This window comes from Halorubrum sp. B52, from assembly GCF_059752555.1.
The window spans coordinates 88,978-108,904 of the sequence record NZ_MWTG01000008.1 but is presented as its reverse complement, the minus strand read 5'-3'; the positions used below and the strand labels follow the sequence as shown (position 1 = coordinate 108,904).

The window sequence follows — 19,927 nt, the reverse complement described above, 5'->3', positions numbered from 1 at the left end:
CTGATCGACGAAAGAGCGGGCGCGTCGGGAGCCTCGGACAGCCGCTTATAAATGGCCGATGGCGAATCGGTGGTGAACGCCTCCAAAGCCCCAGTCGCGAGGACTCGCGTGACTCGCTGCGGTCCTCGGTCGCTCACGTTGCTCGCTCCCTGCGGTCCTTGCGTCGTTCAGGCTTCGCCCTCGCGACTGCCCCTTCGAGTCCCACCCCGCCCCGCACAGCACCGCAGCCTCGCGCCTCCCCAGCCTCGTCAGTCGCCCTCCGCGTTGCTCCGGGCGACTGACTCCAGCGAGGGACCTTCAGTCCCTCTGGCAGCCGGCGGCGAAGCCGCCGACGACCTCGCACGCGCTCCTCGCGGCCGCCGGTGGCGGCCACTCGGGGGCGCGCGCCGCCGCAATTCTGTATATAAATAGTCGTCGTCGAATCCGCAACCCACCCGCTACTCGTCCGGGTACTTCGGCTCGCGTCGCTCGGCGCGCTCCGTCGCGCGCTCGATGACCTCGCGGACCGTGTCGGGACCGTCGCTCGCGCGGTAGACGTCGCCGTGGCCGGGGTACATCGCCTCGACGGTGTCCGGGAGCACGTTGAGAATCGTGTGGAGGCTCTCGATCAGCTCCTCGCGCGACTGGCCCGCCATGTCGGTCCGGCCGAAGGAGCCGTCGTCGAACGCGCCGTCGTTGTAGACGACCACGTCGCCGGAGTAGAGCCGCTCCTCGCCCACGAACGCGACGTGGTCGTCGGCGTGACCCGGACTCTCGACGACCTCGCATGGCTCGTCGCCGATCAGGATCTCGTCGCCGTCGACGATTCCCACGTCGCGCCGCGGGTGCGCGGCCTTCGCGTAGAGGGTGGCGTCGAAGCGGTCGAGCACCGCGTCGAGCTCGCCGACGTGATCGTGGTGCTGGTGGGTCAACACGACCCGGTCTAACCCGTCGACCCCGGCGTCGTCGAGCGCGTCGGCGATGACGTCGTCGACGCCCGGCATCGTCCCGGCGTCAACCAGCGTCGTCGCCTCGCCGGGCACGAGGTACGCGTTGCAGGTGAACTCCTCCGCGTCGGCGGTGACGGTGATCGGCTCCATACTCACACGAGGGCCTTCGCGGCGTAAAAACGTGTACGCCCCGGCGACGCGGTGTCGGTGCCGCGCCGGAGTCCACGGATCCGATCCCGGCAGGGGATTTATCACTCGTGCCCTGCTAGTGTCACACACATATGGGCTTCGGAAGCTACGACGAATCCGAACAGGAGAACCAGGACCTGGACGCGGATTTCGACGACGAGGACGGAGTCCGAGCGGCGGAAGAGGTACACGAGGGCTCCGTCGACTACGAGCCCGGCGCCTCCAACGACGAGCTCCTCGACCGACTCCAGGAGATCAAGTCCGAGGAGAACTGATCGGGTGACCGCGCCGAGCCGGACGCTCGGGATCGCCTTCTCCGACGACGACCGAACCAGCCGCCTAGCCGGCGCCGTCGTCAGACGCGACGGGACCCTCGACGGCCTCGCCTTCGGGCGCTGCACCGTCGGCGGCACGGACGCGACCGACGCCGCGATCGCCCTCTTCGACGCCCTCGACCGCGAGGACGTCCGTCACGTCGCCTGCGCCGGGGTCGCCCCCGCGTGGTTCAATCTCCTCGACCTCCGCCGGCTCCGCGACGCCCTCGACCGACCCGTCTACGCGGTGAGCTACGAGCCGAGCCCCGGGCTCGAACCCGCGCTCCGCGAGGCGTTCGACGGCGACGCCCTCGACCGCCGGCTCGACGTCTACCGCTCGCTCCCGCCCCGCGTACCGGTCGAGCGCGACTCGCCGAACGACCGCCCCGCTCCCCTCTTCGTCCGCGCGGTCGGGATCGACGACGGCCGCGCGGCCGCGGCCGTCCGCGACCTAGTCCGAGACGGGTTCCGCCGGCCCGAACCGCTCCGTATCGCCGCGATCGCGGCGAGCGCGCACCGCGAGGCGACCGCGGAGGGATAGCGGGACGGCGGCGACGCAGCGACCCCCGCCAGCGCGACCGCGGAGGGGGAGCGGGACGGCGAGCGGACCCCCGTGGATATATATCGCCCGCGGCCGACCGCCTCCGCATGAGCGACGACTCTCCGCCGGACGGCGGCGCCTCGGACGACTCCGCCCCCGGCGTGACCTTCCGCGACCGCGACCGACTCGTCCGGACGCCGGCCCACGGCGTCGCACTCGACTGTCTCGCGGCCGGGATCGCGGCCGCGCGCCCGGACCGACTGATCCCGAGCGCCGTCTCGGTTCGCGACGGCGTCCTCCGGATCGAAGGGTCCGAGACCGGTGCGGACGCCGACCGCGTCGGCGAGTACGACCTCGCCGACTACGACCGCGTGGTCCTGATCGGGGCGGGCAAGGCGTCCGCGGAGGTGGCGGCCGCGCTCGCCGGCGTGCTCGAGGGCACCGGCCACGAGATCGCCGAGGGCGTCGTCGTCACCGAGGACCCGGCGGAGCGACCGTCGACGACGGGCGTGGAGATCCTGCCCGGCGACCACCCGGTCCCGAGCGACGAGGGCGTGGAGAGCGCGCGGCGCGTGCTGGACGTCGCCGAGCGCGCCGGCCCGGACGACCTCGTGCTCGCCGCGATCACCGGGGGCGGGAGCGCGCTGCTCGCGGCGCCGGCCGACCCGATCTCCCCGGACGACCTGCGCGAGCTGACCGAGGCGCTGCTCGCCTGCGGCGCGTCGATCGACGAGATCAACGCGGTCCGCAAGCACTGCTCGGCGGTGAAGGGCGGGCAGCTCGCGCGGGCGGCGGGGGCCGCGACCGTCGCCACGCTCGCGATCAGCGACGTGATCGGCGACCCGCTCGACATAATCGCGAGCGGTCCGACCGTCCCCGACCCCTCCACCTACGCGGACGCGCTGGCGGTGCTGGACCGCTACGACCTCGACGCGCCGGAGTCCGTGCGCGAGCGGCTCCGGGCGGGCGCGGCGGGCGAACTCGCGGAGACGCCGACCGCGGGCGATTCGGCGTTCGACCGCGCGCGGGCGTTCGTCGTCGGCAACGGGCGGACCGCGCTCGACGCCGCCGCGGACGCCGCCGCCGACCGCGGGTACGAGCCGCTGGTGCTCGCCGCCGGAGTCAGGGGGGAAGCCCGAGACGCCGGCGTCACCCACGCCGCCATCGCGGAGGAGTGCGCGGTGCGGGGGTCGCCCGCCGAGCCGCCGGCCGTGCTGCTCTCGGGCGGGGAGACGACCGTGACGCTCGGCGACGCCGACGGGACGGGCGGGCCGAACGCGGAGTTCGCGGCGAGCGCCGGCCTCGCGCTGGCGGAGGGGCCGCTTGGTGGAGACAGAGATTCCCCTCACATCGTCGTCGCCTCCGCCGACACCGACGGGATCGACGGCCCCACCGACGCCGCGGGCGGGATCGCTGACGCGACGACGCTGGACCCGGACGCCGCCCGCGACGCCCTCGACCGCCACGACGCCTACCCCCTGCTCGACGAGGCCGGCGCGCTGCTCCGCACCGGGCCGACCGGAACGAACGTCAACGACCTCCGCGCGATCGTGATCGAGGCCGCCGACGGGGAGTAACCGGACGCGTCGGTTTCGGTGTAGTCGATTTCGGCGTGCGGAGCGTTCACGCGTCGCATCCGGTTGCTGTGGGTTTTTGCGGCGACCGCGACAACGATCGGAGAGATGACGCCCGAAATCGACGAGATCGACCTCGGCACCGTCCCGCTCGGTCGGACCGGGCTCCGAACGAGCGAGCTCCAGCTCGGCACGTGGCGCTTCGGCCGCGTGACCGAGGCGGGGAACGTGGAGATCGACGAGGCGCGCGCCCACGAGCTGCTCGACGCCTACGAGGCCGCCGGCGGCCGGTACGTCGACACCGCCGACGTGTACGGCGGCGGGGACTGCGAGCGCTGGATCGGCGACTGGCTCGCCGAGCGCGACCGCGAGCGCTACACGGTCGCCTCGAAGGTGTACTGGCAGATCCGCGACGGCGACCCGAACAGCCGCGGGACGAACCGCAAGAACGTCCGCCACCGCGTCGACGCCCTCCTCGATCGGCTCGACACCGATTATATCGACGTCCTCTACATCCATCGCTGGGACGACGAGACGCCGGCCCGTGAGCTGATGAAGACCCTGAACGGGCTCGTGGAGTCCGGCAAGGTCCACTACCTCGGCGCGTCGACGCTCCGGCCGAACGCCTGGAAGGTCGCCCGCGCCAACGCGATCGCCCGCAGCGAGGGGTGGGAGCCGTTCACCGTGCTCCAGCCGCGGTACAACCTCGTCGACCGCGAGGTCGAGGGAGACTACCTGGAGTTCGCCCGCCGGCGGAACCTCGGCGTCTCCCCGTGGAGCCCGCTCGGGCAGGGCTTCCTGACCGGGAAGTACGACCGCGACGAGGACCTCCCGGAGGAGTCGAAGGCCGCCGAGTCGAGCCGCTTCCAGGAGGCGTACCTCACCGAGGAGAACTTCGACGTCCACGACGAGCTCGACCGGGTCGCCGACGAGGTCGACGCCTCGCCCGCCCAGGTCGCGCTCGCGTGGCTCGCCCACCGCGACGGCGTCACCGCGCCGATCGTCGGCGCCCGCACCGTCGACCAGCTCGCGGAGAACCTCGCGGCCGCGTCGATCGACCTCTCGGACGACCAGGTCGAGCGCCTCACCGCCGCGAAGCCTGGGCCGTACGACGAGCTGTAGGGCGCGCCGTCAGTCGGACTCGTCGGAGCGCTCGGTCGCTTCGGTCTCCTTCCCGTCCGCGCGGTCGCGCTCCCGCGCCGCCGGGTCGCGCTCGCTCGGGTCGCCGTAGCCGCCGCCGCCCGGGGTCCGGACCGTGACCGTCGTGCCCGGCTCCACGTCGACGGTCGCCTTCGCCGGCACCGGGTCGCCGTCGATCAGGTTCTCGCCTGTGGCCCCCGGCTCCCCGCCCTCGATGCCGGCGGGAGCGCGGCGCCGACGCTCGGTCAGCAGCGAGACGGTCGCGGCGGTCTCGACGCGCACGCGCCGTTCGAGGCCGAGTCCGCCACGGTGGCGCCCGTCGCCGCCGCTGTCCGGGCGGAAGGCGTACCGCTCCACGCGCAGCGGGTACGCCGCCTCCAGCGCCTCGACCGGCGTGTTGAGGGTGTTCGTCATCCCGACCTGCACGCCGTCCATCCCGTCGGCGTCCGGGCGCGCGCCGAAGCCGCCGCCGATCGTCTCGTAGTAGGTGAACGACTCGGCGCCGTCGCCCGCGCTCTCGCGGCCGTCGCTCCCGTCGCGACCGCCGCCCCCGTCGCGACCGCCGCGGCTCCCGATCGTGAGGTTGTTCATCGTCCCCTGGCTCCCCGCGGTCACCCGCTCCGGGGCCGCCTCGCCGAGCGCCGCGAGCACGACGTCGGTGACGCGCTGGCTCGTCTCGACGTTCCCGCCGACGACCGCCGCCGGGGGGTTCGGGTTCAGGATCGACCCCTCGGGCGCCGACACCGACACCGGCTCGTAGCAGCCGTGGTTCGGCGGAATCTCCGGGTCGGTGACGCAGCGCACGACGAAGTACACCGCGCTCTTCGCGACCGCCAGCGGCGCGTTGCAGTTCCCGTCGACCTGCGGGGCGCTCCCCGCGAAGTCGACCCCGAGGCGGTCGCCGTCGACCGTCACCGCGGCCCGGATCGGGACGTCGGCGTCGGTGACGCCGTCGCCCTCCATCGCGTCCTCGGCCTCGTAAGTTCCGTCCGGGAGCTCCGCGACGGCCGCGGTCATCCGCTCGCGGGAGTAGTCGATCACGGCGTCGAAGGCGCGTTCGAGCCGATCGCGGCCGTGCTCGTCGGCCAGCTCACGGAGCCGGTCGTCGGCCCGCTCGTTGGCCGCGAGCTGCGCCTCGAGGTCGGCGCGGCGCTCCGCCGGAGTCCGGACGTTCGCGAGGATCAGGTCGAGGACGTCGCCGACGCGCTCACCGCCGTCGACGAGCCTGAGCGGCGGGATACGGAGCCCCTCCTGCTGGATCTCGCGGGCCCCGGCCGGCATGCTCCCGGGAGCCATCCCGCCGACGTCGGCGTGGTGCGCGCGGGAGACCGCGAAGCCGACCACGTCCCCGTCGAGCGACAGCGACGAGACGAGCGTCACGTCCGGGAGGTGCGTCCCGCCCGTGAACGGGTCGTTGAGGACGAACACGTCGCCGGGGGCGGGGTCGCGCTCCCGCACGGCCGCGACCGCCTCGGGCATCGCGCCGAGGTGGACCGGGATGTGCTCCGCCTGCGCGACCATCCGGCCGGCGGCGTCGAACAGGGCGGTCGAGCAGTCCCGCCGCTCCGTGATGTTCGGCGAGTAGGCGCCGCGGATCAGCACCTGCCCCATCTCCTCGGCGACGCCCTCCAGCTGGTTGCGCAGGACCTCCAGGGTGACCGGGTCGAGGGCGGCGGCGTCGGGGTCGGTCTCGGTGTCGCTGGCGTCGGTGGAGTCGGCGTCGCGCCCGTTCATCGCCGCTCACCTCCGGCCTCAACCGCGTCCCGCTCCAGCACCACCGTTCCGTCCCGGCGGACGCGCCCGCCCCACGCCGGCGGGACCACGGTCGTGCTCTCGGTCCCCGCGAGCACCGCCGGGCCGTCGAGCGTCGCGCCGGCCCCCAGCGCGTCGCGGTCGTACACGGTCGCCGAGACGCGTCCCTCGTCGGGGAAGACGACCGGTCGAGATCCGCGTTCCGCGTCGGCCGCGCCCGCTCTGCCGACGGTCGGTGCTTCGACGTCGACCGTGGCCGTGACCCGGAGCGTGACGGCCTCGACGCCGGCGTCGAACCGGTAGCCGTAGGCGCGCTCGTGGGCCGCGGCGAAGCGCTCGGCGAGGGCGTCGGGGTCGACGGCGGGATCGGCGGCGCCGACGGTACCGTCCTCGCCCTCGCTCCCCGCGTCGACGGTCAGCTCGAAGCTCTGCCCGGCGTACCGACAGTCGGCCGCGCGCTCGACGCGGGCGGCCGCGGGGTCGGAGACGTCGTCGAGGACCCGGTCGGTCAGGGCCGCGAAGGCGTCGTCGAGGTCGGCGGCGGTCGCGTCGGAAAGCGGGAGCCGGACCGTGCGGGCCGCGTCGTGGGTCTCGTCGGCCGCGAGCAGCCCGTACGCCGACAGCACGCCCGCCGGACCGGGGACGAGCACGCGGTCCATCTCGAGTCGATCGGCGAGCGCGGCGGCGTGCATCGGCCCCGCGCCGCCGAAGGCGACGAGGTCGAACGCGCGGGGGTCGCGGCCCCGTTCGACCGTAACCGACCGGATCGCCCGCGCCATCGTCGCGTTGGCGACGCGGTAGACGCCGCGGGCGGCGGCGGTGGCGGCGTCGAGGGCGTCCGCCGTCTCGCCGCCGCTCCCGGAGCCGGCGTCCCCCTCGATGTCGGCCGCCTCGGCGAGCTCGGCGAGCGCCTCTCGGGCGGCGTCGACGTCGAGCGAGAGGTCGCCGCCCAGCGCCGCGTCCGGGCCGATGTAGCCGAGGAGGACGTCGGCGTCGGTGACCGTCGGCTCCGTGCCGCCCTTTCCGTAGCAGGCCGGGCCGGGGTCGGCGCCGGCGGACTCCGGGCCGACGCGGAGCGCGCCGCCGGCGTCGGTCCACGCGATCGACCCCCCGCCCGCGCCGACCGTCTCGACGTCGACCGTCGGCGTGCGGATCGGGACGTCGGCGATCGTCGTCTCCGCGGTGCGCTCGACGCGCCCGTCGCGCACGAGGCTCACGTCGCTCGACGTGCCGCCCATGTCGAAGGTGACGGCGGATCCGCCGGGGGAGCCGGACCCCGCCTCCGTCCCGCCGAGCGTCTCGCCGCCCGCGACCGCGGCCGCGCCGACGACGCCGGCGGCCGGGCCGGAGAGGACCGTGGTGACCGCGCTGTCGCGGACCGTCGCCGCGTCGGCGACGCCGCCGTTCGAGCGCATCACCCGCGGTTCCGGGAGGCCGAGGTCGCGCGCGCCGGCGACGACGCGCCCGAGGTAGTCGTCGAGCTCCGGGGTGAGGTAGGCGTCCGCGACGGTCGTCGCCGTGCGCTCGAACTCGCGGAACTCGGGGAGCACGTCGTGAGAGGCGGAGACGGGGACCGAGAGCTCCCCGCGGAGGACGTCGGCGACCGCGGCCTCGTTCTCCGGGTGCGCGTACGCGTGCAGCAGCGAGACGGCGACGCTCTCGGCGTCGCTCGCGGCTATCTCGTCGGCGAGGTCGCGGACCGACTCGGGGTCGACCGCCCGTTCGGTCCCGTCGGTCGTCGCGCGCTCGTCGACCTCGAACCGCCGCCGGCGGGGGACGAGCGGGGGCGCCTTCTCGGCGCGCAGGTCGTAGAGGGAGGGGCGCGTCTGGCGGCCGATCTCTAAGACGTCGCGGAAGCCCGCGGTCGTCACGAGCGCGGTGCGGGCGCCGTCGCGCTCCAGGAGGGCGTTGACGGAGGCCGTCGTCGCGTGCGCGAAGGCGTCGACGTCCGTCGGGTCGATCCCGGCCGCGTCGCAGGCCTCGCGGATCCCGTCGAGGACGCCGGCGTGCTGGGGCGTCGTCGTCGGCACCTTCGCGGTCGTGAGGTCGTCGCCGACGAGGAGCGCGGCGTCGGTGAACGTGCCGCCGACGTCGACGCCGATCCGGACGGGGCGGCTGTCGTCGGCCATACCGGACGTTACCGCTCCGCGCAGTACTCGACGAAGTTCCGGAGGATCCGGAGCCCCGTCTCCCCGCTCTTCTCGGGGTGGAACTGCGTGCCGAACACGTTGCCCGCCTCGTTGGCGACGACCGCGGGGAAGTCGACCCCGTAGTCGGCGGTGGCGACGACCGCGTCCGGGTCGTCGGGCTCGGCGTAGTACGAGTGGACGAAGTAGGCGTGCTCCCCGTCGACCCCGTCGACGATCGGGTGCTCGCGCTCGACGTCGAGCTCGTTCCACCCCATGTGCGGGACCTTGCGGTCGACGTCGAACCGGACGTTGGTGCCGGGGACGAGATCGAGCCCCGTCACCTCGCCTTCCCCCTCGTGGTCGGCCTCCTCGCTGGAGGTGAGCAGCATCTGCATCCCCAGACAGATGCCGAACAGGGGGCGGCCCGCCTCGGCGTGGTCCGTCAGCGCCTCGCGCAGCGGGCCGGCGTTCTCCATCCCCTCGCGGAACGCGCCGACGCCCGGGAGGACGACGCCGTCGGCGGCCGCGAACGCCTCGGGGTCGTCGGTGATCTCGACCGACGCGCCCGCGCGCTCTAACCCGCGGGTCGCCGACCGGAGGTTCCCGAGCCCGTAGTCGACGAGCACGACGGACGCCGTCGGGTCGGTTGACGATGTATTCATGTTTGCAGATGAGCAGCGGCGTGCAAGTGCGTTTCCATCTCGCGATCGTTACATACCGGTACGTATCGGTCATTATAGTTGAACAGCAAAATTTTTGAGAGGTCGGTAGTATCTACTAACGAACTCCTCATGGCGAGACGACGCAAATTCCTCAAAGTCGCGGGCGCGGCAAGCATCGCTGGACTCGCGGGCTGTAGCGGAGGCGGCGACGGCGGCGACGGTTCCGACGGTTCCGACGGCTCCGACGGAAACACCAGCGGCGACGGCATGGACTCCGAGGACGGCGGCGACTCGGAGAGCGAACCCGAGATGACGTTCGGCGGGGACGGGACGGTCGACTTCGGGATCTCCCCGTCGGTCCCGCAGGAGGACCTCGAGGTGCAGTACTCTCCGCTGTTAGACCACATCGGGAGCTACCTCCGCGAGAACCACGACGTCCCCGAAGAGCTGAACGTCGAGGGGACGGTCGGGAGCAACTACAGCGCGATCATCCAGTCGCTCGGACAGGGCACGACGGACGTCGCCGAGACCGGTCCGTTCGCGGCCGGGCTCGGCGTGATGACCGACAACGCGGAGATCATCCTCCAGCGCTACGGCTACGGCAGCTGGGAGTATAAGAGCATCATCGCGACGCCGAACGACAGCGACATCACGGAGCTGTCGGACCTGTCGGGCAAGACCGTCGCGTTCTCCGACCGCCTGTCGACGAGCGGGTGCCTCTACCCGCTGTACAGCATGTCCAGCGAGGGCGGCCTCGACGTCGGGGAGCTCCCCGAGGGCAACGGGTCGCAGGCCGAGTTCGACGCCCGCTTCGCCGGCGGCCACGTCGGCTCGTACACCCTGCTCGAACAGGGACAGGTCGACGCCGCCGCGATGGGCGGGTTCGTCCGCGACACCGGCACCGGCCCCGCGCCGGAGGAGTGGCAGGAGGTCGCCACCACGCTCCACGAGGACGAGGGGCTGCCGCGCGCGCCGATCGTGGTCTCGCCCGAGCTGAGCGACGACGTGAAGAGCGCGATTCAGCAGTCGCTCCTCGACGCGCCCGACAGCGTCTACTACGGCGCCGACGGCGAGGACGGCACCGACGACGACCTCTGGTTCGGTCGCGTCCGCGAGGCCTCCCAAGAGGAGTACCAGTCCGTCATCGACGTCGCCGACGAGCTCGGCGTCGGAACCGACATCTTCGAGCAGTAGACCCCCGGCCCACCCCCCGTTTCGGATCGCTTTTCACACGATCGGTCCGTTCTCGCACAAAGTCACACCCCATGCCAACGATCGAATTCGAAAACGTCAGCAAAATATACGACGAGAACACCGTCGCCCTCGACGACGTGTCCTTCACCATCTCCGAGGGGGAGTTCGTCATCCTGCTCGGGCCCTCCGGCGCCGGCAAGTCGACGATGCTCCGGGTGCTGAACGGACTCACGCAGCCGACGGAGGGCTCCGTTCGCATCGGCGGCAAGGAGATCCAGGGCAACCGCAGCGAGGTCGGCATGGTGTTCCAAGAGCACTACCTCATCGAGAGCAAGACCGCGTTCGGCAACGCGCTGTCGGGGGCGCTCTCGCGGAACGGGCTCCTCCGGAGCGCTCTCGGGATGCACGCCGATTCGGACAAGATGACCGCGCTCGAAGCGCTCCAGACGGTCGGGCTCCTCGACGAGGCCGGGCAGCGCGCCGAGTCGATGAGCGGCGGACAGAAACAGCGGGTCGGGATCGCTCGCGCGCTGGTCCAGGAGCCGGAGATCGTCCTCGCCGACGAACCGGTCGCCAGCCTCGACCCGAGGGCCGCCCGCGAGGTGATGCGGTACCTCAAGAAGGCGGCGACGGACCAGGACCTCACGACGGTGACGAGCCTCCACCAGGTGAACATCGCCCGCGAGTTCGGAGACCGGTTCATCGGGATCCGCGACGGCGACGTGATCTTCGACGGCGACGCCGACGACCTCACCATGGACGAGATGGACCGGATCTACTACGGCGAGCCGCAGGGCGGCAAGTCGGTGCCGACGGAGTCGCCGGACGGTGACCTCGCGGGGAGCGACGCCGCCGCCGACGGGGGTGGTCGAGCGTGAGCTCTCCCGACTCCGCCATCACCGACCAGTTCCGCGCGCTCGAGCGGCTCCGTCGGCTCAAGTACGTCCTGTGGGGCCTGCTGCTCGCGGCGGTCCTCGGCGTCACCTACTGGGGGCTCGGCTTCATCGGCTTCCAGCCGAACGTCGTCGCCGGGCGGCTGCCGGCGATGTACGAGTTCATCTCGACCGGCTTCTTCCCGCCCGACTTCCAGAACTTCACCATCTACACGAAAGACCAGGGGATCGGCGGACTGCGGGCGATCCCCGCGAGCTTCGGCGAGGGGGGCGCCCACATCGTCGAGAGCTTCCGGTCGCCGCGGCAGTCGCTGGTGAAAGCGAGCCTCGTGACGCTACTCTTAGGCTTCATGGGCACCGTGTTCGCCTTCCCGTTCGCGCTCGTCCTCGGCGTGCTCGGGAGCGAGCGCGTCACCCCGTTCCCCTTTAATTTCGTCTTCCGGGGCACGCTCAGCGGCATCCGCGCGATCCCCGCGATCGTCTGGATCTTCCTGTACATCCCCATCGGTCCGCCGGGACAGGTCACCGCGGTGCTCGCGATCGCGACCGACAGCATCGGGAACCTCGGCCGCCTGTTCACCGACGACTTAGAGGAGATCGAGGAGGGGCCGATCGAGGCGATCCGGTCGACGGGCGCGTCGGGCACCCAGACCGTGAGCTTCGGCATGCTGAGTCAGGTGTCGCGCTCCTTTATCGCGTGGACGCTGTACATCCTCGAGATCAACACCCGGATCGCCATCTCGCTCGGCGTCGTCGGCGCCGGCGGTCTCGGGCTGATGATCCGGAACAGCCAGGACCTCTTCCAGTTCCGGCAGACCGCCGCCGGGCTCATCATGGTGTTCATCGTCGTGCTCGGCATCGAGCTGATCTCCTCGCGCATCCGCGCCCGGCTCCGGCCGGGCGAACACGAGGGGAAGGGGCTCCTCGAAGCCGTCCGCGGCCTGTTCGACCCGAAGAAGTGGCTCGGCGTCGGGCGCAGTCGGGACTGATCGGCCGGCGATCAGAACTCGCCGAGCCGGGACTGCCCGTCGCCGCCGCCTTCTCCTCGCTCGCCGACCCCGCTCAGTTCGCCCGCCCTGGCGATCGTCTCGAAGAAGCCGTCCCGCTGGCTCCGGTCGTACAGCGTCGCCGCGGGGTGCACGGAGAGCAGCACGCGGCGCGACGCGCCCGCGATACGGGCGTCGACGACGTCGCCGGACTCCGACGTGATCGCCACCGACCGGTCGAGCAGGTGCTCGCTCGGCACCTTCCCGAGCGTCACGATCAGCGCCGGGTCGAGCCGGTCGATCTCCTCGTCGAGGTGGCCGCGGCAGTTCGCCAGCTCCTCGCTCGTCGGGTCCCGGTTGTCGGGGGGGCGACACCGCACGCAGTTGGTGATGCGTACGTCCGCCCGCGCGAGGCCGGCGTCCCGCAGCGCGTCGTCGAGCACGTCGCCGGACCGCCCGACGAACGGCTCGCCCCGCTCGTCCTCGTTCGCGCCCGGTCCCTCGCCGACGAACAGCAGGTCGGCGTCCGTCGGCCCGACTCCGTCGACGATCCGGCTCCGCGACTCGACCAGCGCCGGACAGCGCTCGCACGACGGTACCCGGAGGTCGGCGTCGAGCGCGTCCCCGTGCTCTGTCATGCGCACCGATCCGGGCGGGGGCGACATAAGTCCGTTCGCCTCGCCCGACGACGCTCCGCCGACGCCCCGCGGTTTCCGACCCGCCGACGCCCCTTTCACGGACGGGCGTGTGGGTCCGCCATGCCCACCGTCAGCGACACCTACATCGAGAACCGCCAGCGGGTCCAGCCGACGCACACGAACAACTACGAGGCCGCCCACGGGGGCAACGTCGTCAAGTGGATGGACGAGGTGGGAGCGATGTCCGCGATGCGCCACGCCGGCGAGACCTGCGTCACCGCCAAGATCAACGGGCTCGACTTCAAGCGACCGATCCCGCAGGGCGACACCTGCCTCATCGAGTCGTACGCGTACGCGGCCGGTCGGACGAGCGTGCGCGTCCGCCTCCGCGCGTTCCGTGAGTCGCCGCGGACCGGCGAGCGCGAGGTGACGACGGAGTCGTACTTCGTGTTCGTCGCCGTCGACGCGGACGGGACGCCGACGCCGGTACCGGAGCTCGGAGTCGCCGGCGACCGCTGTCGGGAGCTCCGCGACGCCGCGCTCGCCGCCGAGCCCGACGAGGACCGCTGAACCGTCCGGGTCGCGTCGGGCGGCGACCCCGCCGACGCGGAAGATACCGGCCGCGGGAAGAATCAGTGATGAAAAAGACCAGTAATAAAGAAACCGATCGAAGGGGGTTTTTGCCACACCGAAGGGGGGTGAACCGGGGGGAGACGCCGGCTCAAAGACTTACATTTTATAACTAATGAACGTGATGTCCCTCGCGTCGTATGTGGATGATAACCTGTGACATGAGTCGTCGACGGAATCGAGTACACGAGAGCAACGGTGGGGGAGAACCATGACGACGGGGATCGACGTCGCGATCGCCGCGATACCGCTGCTTCTCGCGGGTACCCTGCTGATCGGACTGCTCTGGCCGGCGACGCGCGCGATGCCGATCGCGTGGGTCGCCGCGCTCGCGGTCGGGTACTTCGCGTGGAACATGCCGGTGAACTGGTTGGCGGCGGCGTCGGCGGCAGGCTTTATGACCGCCTTCGAGATCCTCTGGATCGTCTTCGGCGCGCTCGTCCTGCTGTACACGCTGATGGAAGCGGGCGCCTTCGACCGGATCAATCGAGGGTTCGCGACGGTCAGCGACGACCGCCGCGTCCAGATCGTCCTGATCGCCTTCTTCATGGCGACGTTCATCGAGGGCGCCGCCGGGTTCGGGACGCCGGCCGCGGTCGTCGCGCCGCTGCTCTTAGGGCTCGGCTTCCCGGCCCTCGCGGCCGTCGTCGCGGGCATCATCGGCCACATCATCGCCGTCACGTACGGCGCGGTGGGGACGCCGATCGTGGTCGGGATCCAGAGTCCGATGGAGAGCGTCGAGTTCACCCGCACCGCGATCCAGGACGGCGGGATGACCGTCCAGGAGTTCTCCGTCAACGTGGCGGCGTGGGCGGCGACGTATCACGCCTTGGTCGGGTTCGTGATGCCGCTGTTCGCGGTCGGAATGGTCGTCTACTTCTTCGGTGACCCGGAGGACCGGTCGCTGAAGCCGGCCTGGGAGGTCGCGCCGCTCTGTATCGCGTCGGGGATCGCCTTCGCGGTCCCGTACTGGCTCTCGGCGTGGTTCCTCACGGCCGAGTTCCCGTCGCTCATCGGCTCGATGGTCGGCGGAACCGTCATCCTGAGCATCCTGCGTGCGGGGTACCTCCTTCCGGACGACGAGTGGGAGTTCCCCGAGCGTGAGCGGTGGGCCGATCACTGGGTCGGAACGATCGAGCCGGGCCAGTCGAACGGCAACAACGCCGATTCGCCCGAGGCCGAGGCGGCCGACCTGAGCGGCGGCGAGGACATGTCGCTGTTCAAGGCGTGGTCGCCGTACGTCCTGCTCGTGATCCTGCTGGTCGTGACGCGGGCGATCGACCCGATCTCGAACTTCATCAACCAGGACATCTTCGTCCTCAGTTGGGGCGGGATCCTCGGCACCGACCTCAGCGGAGCCGTCGCGTGGATGAACGTACCGGGCTTCTGGCTGCTCGTGAGCGCCGTGCTCGCGATCCCGATCTTCAGCATGTCCGGCGAGGAGGTCGGTGACGCCTGGAAGGAGGCCGCCCGGAAGATCGTCTCGCCGTTCATCGCGCTGGTGTTCGTCATCGCGATGGTGCAGGTGATGCTCCAGTCCGGCGCGCATCCCGGCGCGCCCGAGGTCGGCAGCATGATCGTCCTGCTGGCGCAGACGACCGCGGACATCCTCGGCCCCGCCTACCCCGCCTTCGCGTCGCTCATCGGCGCGCTGGGCGCGGCGATGGCCGGGTCGAACACCGTTTCGAACATCACGTTCGGCGCGTTCCAGTTCGAGGCCGCGACGCAGCTCGGGCTCCCGCGGACGATCATCGTCGGCGCGCAGGCCGTCGGCGGCGCCATCGGGAACCTGGTCGCGATCCACAACCTCGTCGCCGCGCTGGCGACGGTCGGCCTCCTCGGACAGGAGGGGCGGGTGATGCGGCTGAACATGATCCCGCTGCTGTACTACGCGACCGGCGTCGGTCTGCTGTGTCTGCTGTTCAGTTACGTGCTGTTCCCCGGCGTGTTCTGAACGCGGGAACAGGACGGCGATGCGGCTCTTTTTATAACCGATCGACGATCTGAGAGGGTCGCTTCCGAGGCCTCGGTCGTTCACTTACAAACGGTCGATTTCGGATCGACGAGGAACACCTCCAAAGCCCCAGCCGCGAGGCTCGCGCGCCTTGCTGCGCTCCTCGCTCGCTATCGCTCGCTGCGGTGCTTGCTGCGGCGTGCTTCGCCCTTCGGGGAGACTCCGTCTCCCGTCTTTCCGCTCACTTCGCTCGCGGAAATCGCGGCTGCCCCTTTGAGTCCCGCCCCGCAACGCACAGCACCGCAGCCTCACACCTCCCCAGCCTCGGCGACGGGCCGGCGCGGGCGGGGCCGCGCCGGCCAGCCGCCTCCAGCGAGAATCGGAGATTCTCTGGCAGCCGGCGCACAGCGCCGGCGACCTCGCGCGCGCACCTCGCGCCCCGCGGGCGCTCGGCGGCGCGCGCCGGCCGCAACCGTCGCTTATAATTGATCGTCGCCGTCGCTCACGTCGTTTTGAGTACCGCATCGTCGACGCCGATCCGGTCCTCCCGCTTCCGGTGCCGCTCGTCACCCGCTCTGAACTCCCTGCGCGGGCGGCAACGAAAGGCTGTACCCGAGAGCGGCGTCGCGGGACCCGTCGCCTGCGACGCCGGTTCAGTCGTCGGCGGGCGACGGGCTCGTCGCGTCGGCGGCGCCCGCGTCGGCGACGGCGTCGGGCGCGGGCCCGGTCACGGCGTCAGCGACCTTCTCGATCGGGTGCGGCGGGTTCTCGGCGTCGGCGTCGCGGTCGCCCAGCTGCGAGCGGCAGGAGGCGCCCGGCGCGGTCACCGTCTCGCCGTCGCTCTCGTCGACCTGATCGAAGAGGATCCGCCCGATCGCCTTCGAGATGTCGTAGTGCTCCGACTCGTAGCCGAACGAGCCAGCCATCCCGCAACAGGAGGAGTCGAGCGGGTCCACGTCGTAGCCGGCGCGACGCAGCACGCCGACCGCGTGGTGGTCCTTGTTCGTCGCCTTCTGGTTGCAGTGGCCGTGATAGGTGAGCGACTCGGCGGGCGCGTCGAACGCCAACCGCTCGTCGACGCGACCGGCGTCGAGGTACTCCAGGACGCCGTACGCCGCCGCGGAGACGGCCTCGACGTCGTCGCCGTCGAGCAGGTCGAGGTACTCGTCCTGGAACATCACCGCGTCCGACGGCTCGACGAAGACGACCGACTGCCCGTCGCGGACGCGGGGCGCGAGCCGCTCGACGTTGGTCTCCGCGCGTTCGCGGGCGTCGTCGAGGAACCCGGTCGAGAACGCCGCGCGGCCCGACGGCGCCAGATCGCCCGGGACCTCCACGCGCACGCCGGCCGCCTCCAGCACCGAGACGGCGGCCTTGCCGGCGGCCGGATAGCTGTAGTTGGTGTAGGTGTCGGGGAACAGCACGACCGTGTCGACCGCCTCCTCGGGAGCGACCGTCGACCCGCCGCGCGACTCGAACCACTCCTCGAAGCTCCTCGACCGGAACGTCGGCAGCTCCCGGTCCGGGGCGATTCCCGCGACCGCGTCCATCACCTTGCGAGCGCCGGGGATCTTCGACGCCGCGTTCGAGACCGGCGCGAGCGTACTTCCGAGCGCCGAGAAGCGGTCGATGTCGCGGAAGATCCGCTCGCGGAGGCCCGCCCCCTCCTCCTCGTGGTGCTCGTGTTTCACCTCGGCCTTGAGCTTCGCGAGGTCGACCCCCGTGGGACAGTCGCTCTTACAGCCCTTACAGCCGACGCAGAGTCCGAGCACCTCCTCCTGGAACCGGTCGGAGTGGATCTCGTCCTCGTCGAGCTCGCCGCTGATGGCGGCCCGGAGCATGTTCGCGCGGCCGCGGGTCGCCTGTATCTCCTCCTCGGAGGCGCGGTAGGTCGGACACATCACGCCGGAGTCGGTCTCCCGGCAGGTGCCGCAGCCGTTACACAGCTCGACGAGGTGCGAGAAGCCGCCCTCGTCGGAGAAGTCCAGCTCGGTCTGCGGCTCGATCGACTGGTACTCCGGGCCGTACCGGAGGTTCTCGCGCATGTCCGTGTCGGCGGCGGTGTCGGGGTAGCCGCGCTCGGCGGCGGTGTCGCCGTCGACGTAGACGACCTTCCCGGGGTTCATCCGCCACTCGGGGTCGAACGTCGACTTGAGCTCCTGGAACGCCGCCCAGAGGTCTTCGCCGTACATCTTCGGGTTGAACTCGGTGCGCGCGAGCCCGTCCCCGTGCTCGCCCGAGAAGGCGCCGTGGTGCTCCAACACGAGGTCGGTGACGTCCTCGGAGATGGAGTGCATCTTCTCGACGCCCTCCTCCTCCTTCAGCGAGAGGATTGGCCGGATGTGAAGCGTGCCGGACCCGGCGTGCGCGAAGTACGCCGCCGAGGTGTCGTGGTCGGTGAGGACGTCCTCGAACTGCCCGACGTACTCCGCGAGCTCCTCGGGCGGCACCGTCGCGTCCTCGATGAACGGGTACGGCTTCGGGTCGCCCTTCATGCCCATCAACAGCGGGATTGCCGCCTTGCGGAGCTTCCAGATGTCGGCCTGGTCCTCGGGCGTGTACGCCTCTAACACGTCGAAGGCGTCGCCCTCGTCGACGAAGTACGCGTTCGTGTCGGCGATGGCGTCCTCGAAGTCGCCAACGAGCTCGGAGTCCCACTCCAGCATGAGCGCCGCGGCCGCGCGGTCCGGGATCGGCTCGGCGTACTGCGCGAACTCCTGGGAGCCGGCCGCGAGCGAGAACACCTCGTCGTCCATCAGCTCGACCGCGCTCACCGGGAACTCCAGCGCCTCGGGCACCGCCTTCATCGCGTCGTTCAGCGAGTCGAACATGTACAGCGCGAGCGCCGTCTCCTCGGGACGGGTGACGAGCGACACCTCGGCCTCGACGATCGTGCCGAGCGTCCCCTCGGCGCCGACGAACAGCTTCGAGAGGTTGATCACCTCCTCGCCGTCGTCGTTCTCGTAGATCACCTTGTGGAGGTTGTACCCCGAGACGGAGCGCTTGAGGTTCGGGTACTTCTCGTCGATCTCGGCCTCGTTCTCCGCGACGAGTTCGCGGGTCGTCTCGTACAGCGCGGCCTCCTGATCGTCTTTTCCGACGATCTCCTCGTACTCCGGGGAGTCGAGGACGACTTCGCGGGTCTCGATGAGCGACCCGTCCGCGAGCACGACTTTCAGCCGCTCCGTGTACGCGTCGGTGATCCCGTAGCGCACCGAGTGCGCGCCGGTGGAGTTGTTGCCGATGCCGCCGACGACGGTCGCGCGCGCCGAGGAGGCCGGATCGGGCGCGAACTTCAGCCCGTCCTCGGCCAGCCGGTCGTCGAGGTGGTCCTGCACGACGCCGGGCTGGACCACCGCCCGGCGGTCGTCGGGCCGGATGTCCACGATCTCGTCCATGTACTTCGAGAAGTCGAGCACGACGCAGCCCGGACCGACGGTCTGGCCGCCCAGCGACGAGCCGGCGCCCCGCGGGATGACGGGGACCTCGTGGTCGGCCGCGACCCGCATCGTCGCCTGCACGTCGTCGATCGAGCGCGGCGTCACGACGCCGGCCGGGCGCGCCTGATAGATGCTGCCGTCGGTCGCGTACAGCACCTGCGCGTACTCGTCGAACTGAACCTCGCCGGCGACGCGCTCGCGGAGGTCCTCCGCGAGCGCCCGATAGGCGGGTACGTCCGGACGGTCGTGGCCGAGCGCGGCCGACGACGTGTCCAGGTCGGGTGTGTCAGCTCCCCACGCGGGCTCACTTGCCATAGTACTACTCCAAGTCGAAAGGAGAATAAATCCTTTGTTAAAGATAAATATGATCGGGAGTCGACGGCGGCGGCCGATAGCCGCGCTGTTCCGCTTTTTTCACTCATACGGTAAGATAGAATTTTCCGAGAATGACGCCCGTCTCGGCGGCGTCCCGCCGGGATTTATTGCCCCGCCGAGCGAGGCCGACCCATGGAGATACTCCACACGTGTCTGAACGTGGCCGACGCCGACCGCACCGCCGATTGGTACGTCGAACAGCTCGGGTTCGAGCGCTCTTGGGAGTTCACGACCGCCGACGGCGACACGCGCAACGTGTACGTCTCGGACGACGCCGGCGTCGAGTTCCAGCTGTCCGACACCGACGGCGAGGAGCCGAGCGACGACGGCGACCGGTACGACCACGTCGCCGTCGGCGTCGACGACGTCGACGCGACGTTCGAGGCGATCGACCACCACGGCGTCGTGAAGGAGCCGGGCGACCAGCCCGAGGCCGGCGCGCGCACCGCGTTCGTGAAGGACCCCGACGGGCACGCGGTCGAGCTGATCGAGCCGTTATAAACAACGCCAGTGATCGGAGAGTGGTTTTATAAATAAACCAGGAGTGCTGCCGTGGGGCTGGATCCACGCGATCGGCCACTCTGGGA

Annotated in this window: 16 protein-coding genes; 10 read left to right on the top strand and 6 right to left on the bottom strand. The window is 71.0% G+C overall.

Annotated elements, in window-relative coordinates; genetic code table 11:
• Positions 1–437 precede the first annotated feature (437 nt).
• Positions 438–1,079, bottom strand: coding sequence for an MBL fold metallo-hydrolase (locus B4V04_RS06285; protein ID WP_498230135.1), 642 nt, complete (start codon positions 1,077–1,079; stop codon positions 438–440).
• A gap of 131 nt (positions 1,080–1,210) precedes the next feature.
• On the opposite strand from B4V04_RS06285, the gene B4V04_RS06280 reads away from it, so the two are divergent.
• The 4 genes from B4V04_RS06280 (at position 1,211) to B4V04_RS06265 (ending at position 4,669) form a co-directional block, all read left to right on the top strand.
• Positions 1,211–1,393 (top strand): DUF5786 family protein, encoded by a 183-nt coding sequence (locus B4V04_RS06280; RefSeq protein ID WP_094522147.1) that lies wholly within the window; start codon positions 1,211–1,213, stop codon positions 1,391–1,393.
• 4 nt (positions 1,394–1,397) lie between these two features.
• Entirely contained in the window at positions 1,398–1,973 is a 576-nt protein-coding gene (locus B4V04_RS06275) for an endonuclease dU (protein WP_498230133.1), read from the top strand.
• Between the two features lie 107 nt (positions 1,974–2,080).
• Entirely contained in the window at positions 2,081–3,550 is a 1,470-nt protein-coding gene (locus B4V04_RS06270; protein ID WP_498230131.1) for a glycerate kinase type-2 family protein, read from the top strand.
• Positions 3,551–3,655: 105 nt separating this feature from the next.
• Complete coding sequence (locus B4V04_RS06265) at positions 3,656–4,669, top strand: aldo/keto reductase (protein WP_498230129.1); 1,014 nt, start codon at positions 3,656–3,658, stop codon at positions 4,667–4,669.
• A gap of 9 nt (positions 4,670–4,678) precedes the next feature.
• On the opposite strand, the gene B4V04_RS06260 is transcribed toward B4V04_RS06265, so the two are convergent.
• From B4V04_RS06260 to hisH, 3 genes are read right to left on the bottom strand one after another with little or no spacing between them, the layout of a single operon-like run.
• The gene (locus B4V04_RS06260) at positions 4,679–6,421 is read right to left on the bottom strand and encodes a hydantoinase B/oxoprolinase family protein (protein WP_498230127.1); all 1,743 of its coding nucleotides are present in this window, start codon (positions 6,419–6,421) and stop codon (positions 4,679–4,681) included.
• A complete protein-coding gene (locus tag B4V04_RS06255; RefSeq protein WP_498230126.1) occupies positions 6,418–8,568 on the bottom strand; it encodes a hydantoinase/oxoprolinase family protein in 2,151 nt (716 codons plus the stop codon). The genes B4V04_RS06260 and B4V04_RS06255 overlap by 4 nt, the downstream gene beginning before the upstream one ends.
• A gap of 8 nt (positions 8,569–8,576) precedes the next feature.
• Positions 8,577–9,230, bottom strand: a complete 654-nt coding sequence (gene hisH / locus B4V04_RS06250; protein ID WP_498230124.1) for an imidazole glycerol phosphate synthase subunit HisH — start codon at positions 9,228–9,230, stop codon at positions 8,577–8,579.
• A 129-nt stretch (positions 9,231–9,359) separates the two neighbouring features.
• Between hisH and phnD the strand changes: the two genes are divergently transcribed.
• From phnD to B4V04_RS06235, 3 genes are all read left to right on the top strand, one after another.
• Positions 9,360–10,424, top strand: coding sequence for a phosphate/phosphite/phosphonate ABC transporter substrate-binding protein (gene phnD, locus B4V04_RS06245; protein WP_498230122.1), 1,065 nt, complete (start codon positions 9,360–9,362; stop codon positions 10,422–10,424).
• 71 nt (positions 10,425–10,495) lie between these two features.
• Positions 10,496–11,302 carry a phosphonate ABC transporter ATP-binding protein gene (phnC, locus tag B4V04_RS06240; protein WP_498230120.1) on the top strand — a complete coding sequence of 269 codons (807 nt, stop codon included), beginning with the start codon at positions 10,496–10,498 and terminating at the stop codon, positions 11,300–11,302.
• Positions 11,299–12,306 (top strand): PhnE/PtxC family ABC transporter permease, encoded by a 1,008-nt coding sequence (locus tag B4V04_RS06235; RefSeq protein ID WP_498230118.1) that lies wholly within the window; start codon positions 11,299–11,301, stop codon positions 12,304–12,306. The genes phnC and B4V04_RS06235 overlap by 4 nt, the downstream gene beginning before the upstream one ends.
• Positions 12,307–12,317: 11 nt before the next feature.
• Here the strand turns inward: B4V04_RS06235 and B4V04_RS06230 are convergent, their stop codons facing one another.
• Positions 12,318–12,941: a uracil-DNA glycosylase gene (locus tag B4V04_RS06230; protein ID WP_498230116.1), complete on the bottom strand. Its 624-nt coding sequence runs from the start codon at positions 12,939–12,941 to the stop codon at positions 12,318–12,320.
• Positions 12,942–13,061: 120 nt separating this feature from the next.
• Here B4V04_RS06230 and B4V04_RS06225 point away from each other — a divergent pair, with 120 nt between their 5' ends.
• Both B4V04_RS06225 and B4V04_RS06220 read left to right on the top strand, forming a co-directional pair.
• Positions 13,062–13,511 carry an acyl-CoA thioesterase gene (locus tag B4V04_RS06225; RefSeq protein WP_498230114.1) on the top strand — a complete coding sequence of 150 codons (450 nt, stop codon included), beginning with the start codon at positions 13,062–13,064 and terminating at the stop codon, positions 13,509–13,511.
• 271 nt (positions 13,512–13,782) lie between these two features.
• Positions 13,783–15,525, top strand: coding sequence for an L-lactate permease (locus B4V04_RS06220; protein ID WP_498230112.1), 1,743 nt, complete (start codon positions 13,783–13,785; stop codon positions 15,523–15,525).
• Between the two features lie 653 nt (positions 15,526–16,178).
• Here the strand turns inward: B4V04_RS06220 and B4V04_RS06215 are convergent.
• Positions 16,179–19,280, bottom strand: coding sequence for an FAD-binding and (Fe-S)-binding domain-containing protein (locus B4V04_RS06215; protein WP_498230110.1), 3,102 nt, complete (start codon positions 19,278–19,280; stop codon positions 16,179–16,181).
• 192 nt (positions 19,281–19,472) lie between these two features.
• Between B4V04_RS06215 and B4V04_RS06210 the strand changes: the two genes are divergently transcribed.
• Positions 19,473–19,841 (top strand): VOC family protein, encoded by a 369-nt coding sequence (locus B4V04_RS06210; protein ID WP_144799794.1) that lies wholly within the window; start codon positions 19,473–19,475, stop codon positions 19,839–19,841.
• Positions 19,842–19,927: the final 86 nt, after the last annotated feature.

Excerpts from the sequence above, each read along its gene's own strand:
- B4V04_RS06230 (WP_498230116.1), bottom strand. The coding sequence starts at position 12,941 with ATGACAGAGCACGGGGACGCGCTCGACGCCGACCTCCGGGTACCGTCG.
- phnC (WP_498230120.1), top strand. The coding sequence starts at position 10,496 with ATGCCAACGATCGAATTCGAAAACGTCAGCAAAATATACGACGAGAAC.
- B4V04_RS06280 (WP_094522147.1), top strand. The coding sequence starts at position 1,211 with ATGGGCTTCGGAAGCTACGACGAATCCGAACAGGAGAACCAGGACCTG.
- B4V04_RS06265 (WP_498230129.1), top strand. The coding sequence starts at position 3,656 with ATGACGCCCGAAATCGACGAGATCGACCTCGGCACCGTCCCGCTCGGT.
- B4V04_RS06225 (WP_498230114.1), top strand. The coding sequence starts at position 13,062 with ATGCCCACCGTCAGCGACACCTACATCGAGAACCGCCAGCGGGTCCAG.
- B4V04_RS06220 (WP_498230112.1), top strand. The coding sequence starts at position 13,783 with ATGACGACGGGGATCGACGTCGCGATCGCCGCGATACCGCTGCTTCTC.
- B4V04_RS06255 (WP_498230126.1), bottom strand. The coding sequence starts at position 8,568 with ATGGCCGACGACAGCCGCCCCGTCCGGATCGGCGTCGACGTCGGCGGC.
- B4V04_RS06215 (WP_498230110.1), bottom strand. The coding sequence starts at position 19,280 with ATGGCAAGTGAGCCCGCGTGGGGAGCTGACACACCCGACCTGGACACG.
- B4V04_RS06270 (WP_498230131.1), top strand. The coding sequence starts at position 2,081 with ATGAGCGACGACTCTCCGCCGGACGGCGGCGCCTCGGACGACTCCGCC.
- B4V04_RS06260 (WP_498230127.1), bottom strand. The coding sequence starts at position 6,421 with ATGAACGGGCGCGACGCCGACTCCACCGACGCCAGCGACACCGAGACC.
- B4V04_RS06210 (WP_144799794.1), top strand. The coding sequence starts at position 19,473 with ATGGAGATACTCCACACGTGTCTGAACGTGGCCGACGCCGACCGCACC.
- hisH (WP_498230124.1), bottom strand. The coding sequence starts at position 9,230 with ATGAATACATCGTCAACCGACCCGACGGCGTCCGTCGTGCTCGTCGAC.
- B4V04_RS06285 (WP_498230135.1), bottom strand. The coding sequence starts at position 1,079 with ATGGAGCCGATCACCGTCACCGCCGACGCGGAGGAGTTCACCTGCAAC.
- phnD (WP_498230122.1), top strand. The coding sequence starts at position 9,360 with ATGGCGAGACGACGCAAATTCCTCAAAGTCGCGGGCGCGGCAAGCATC.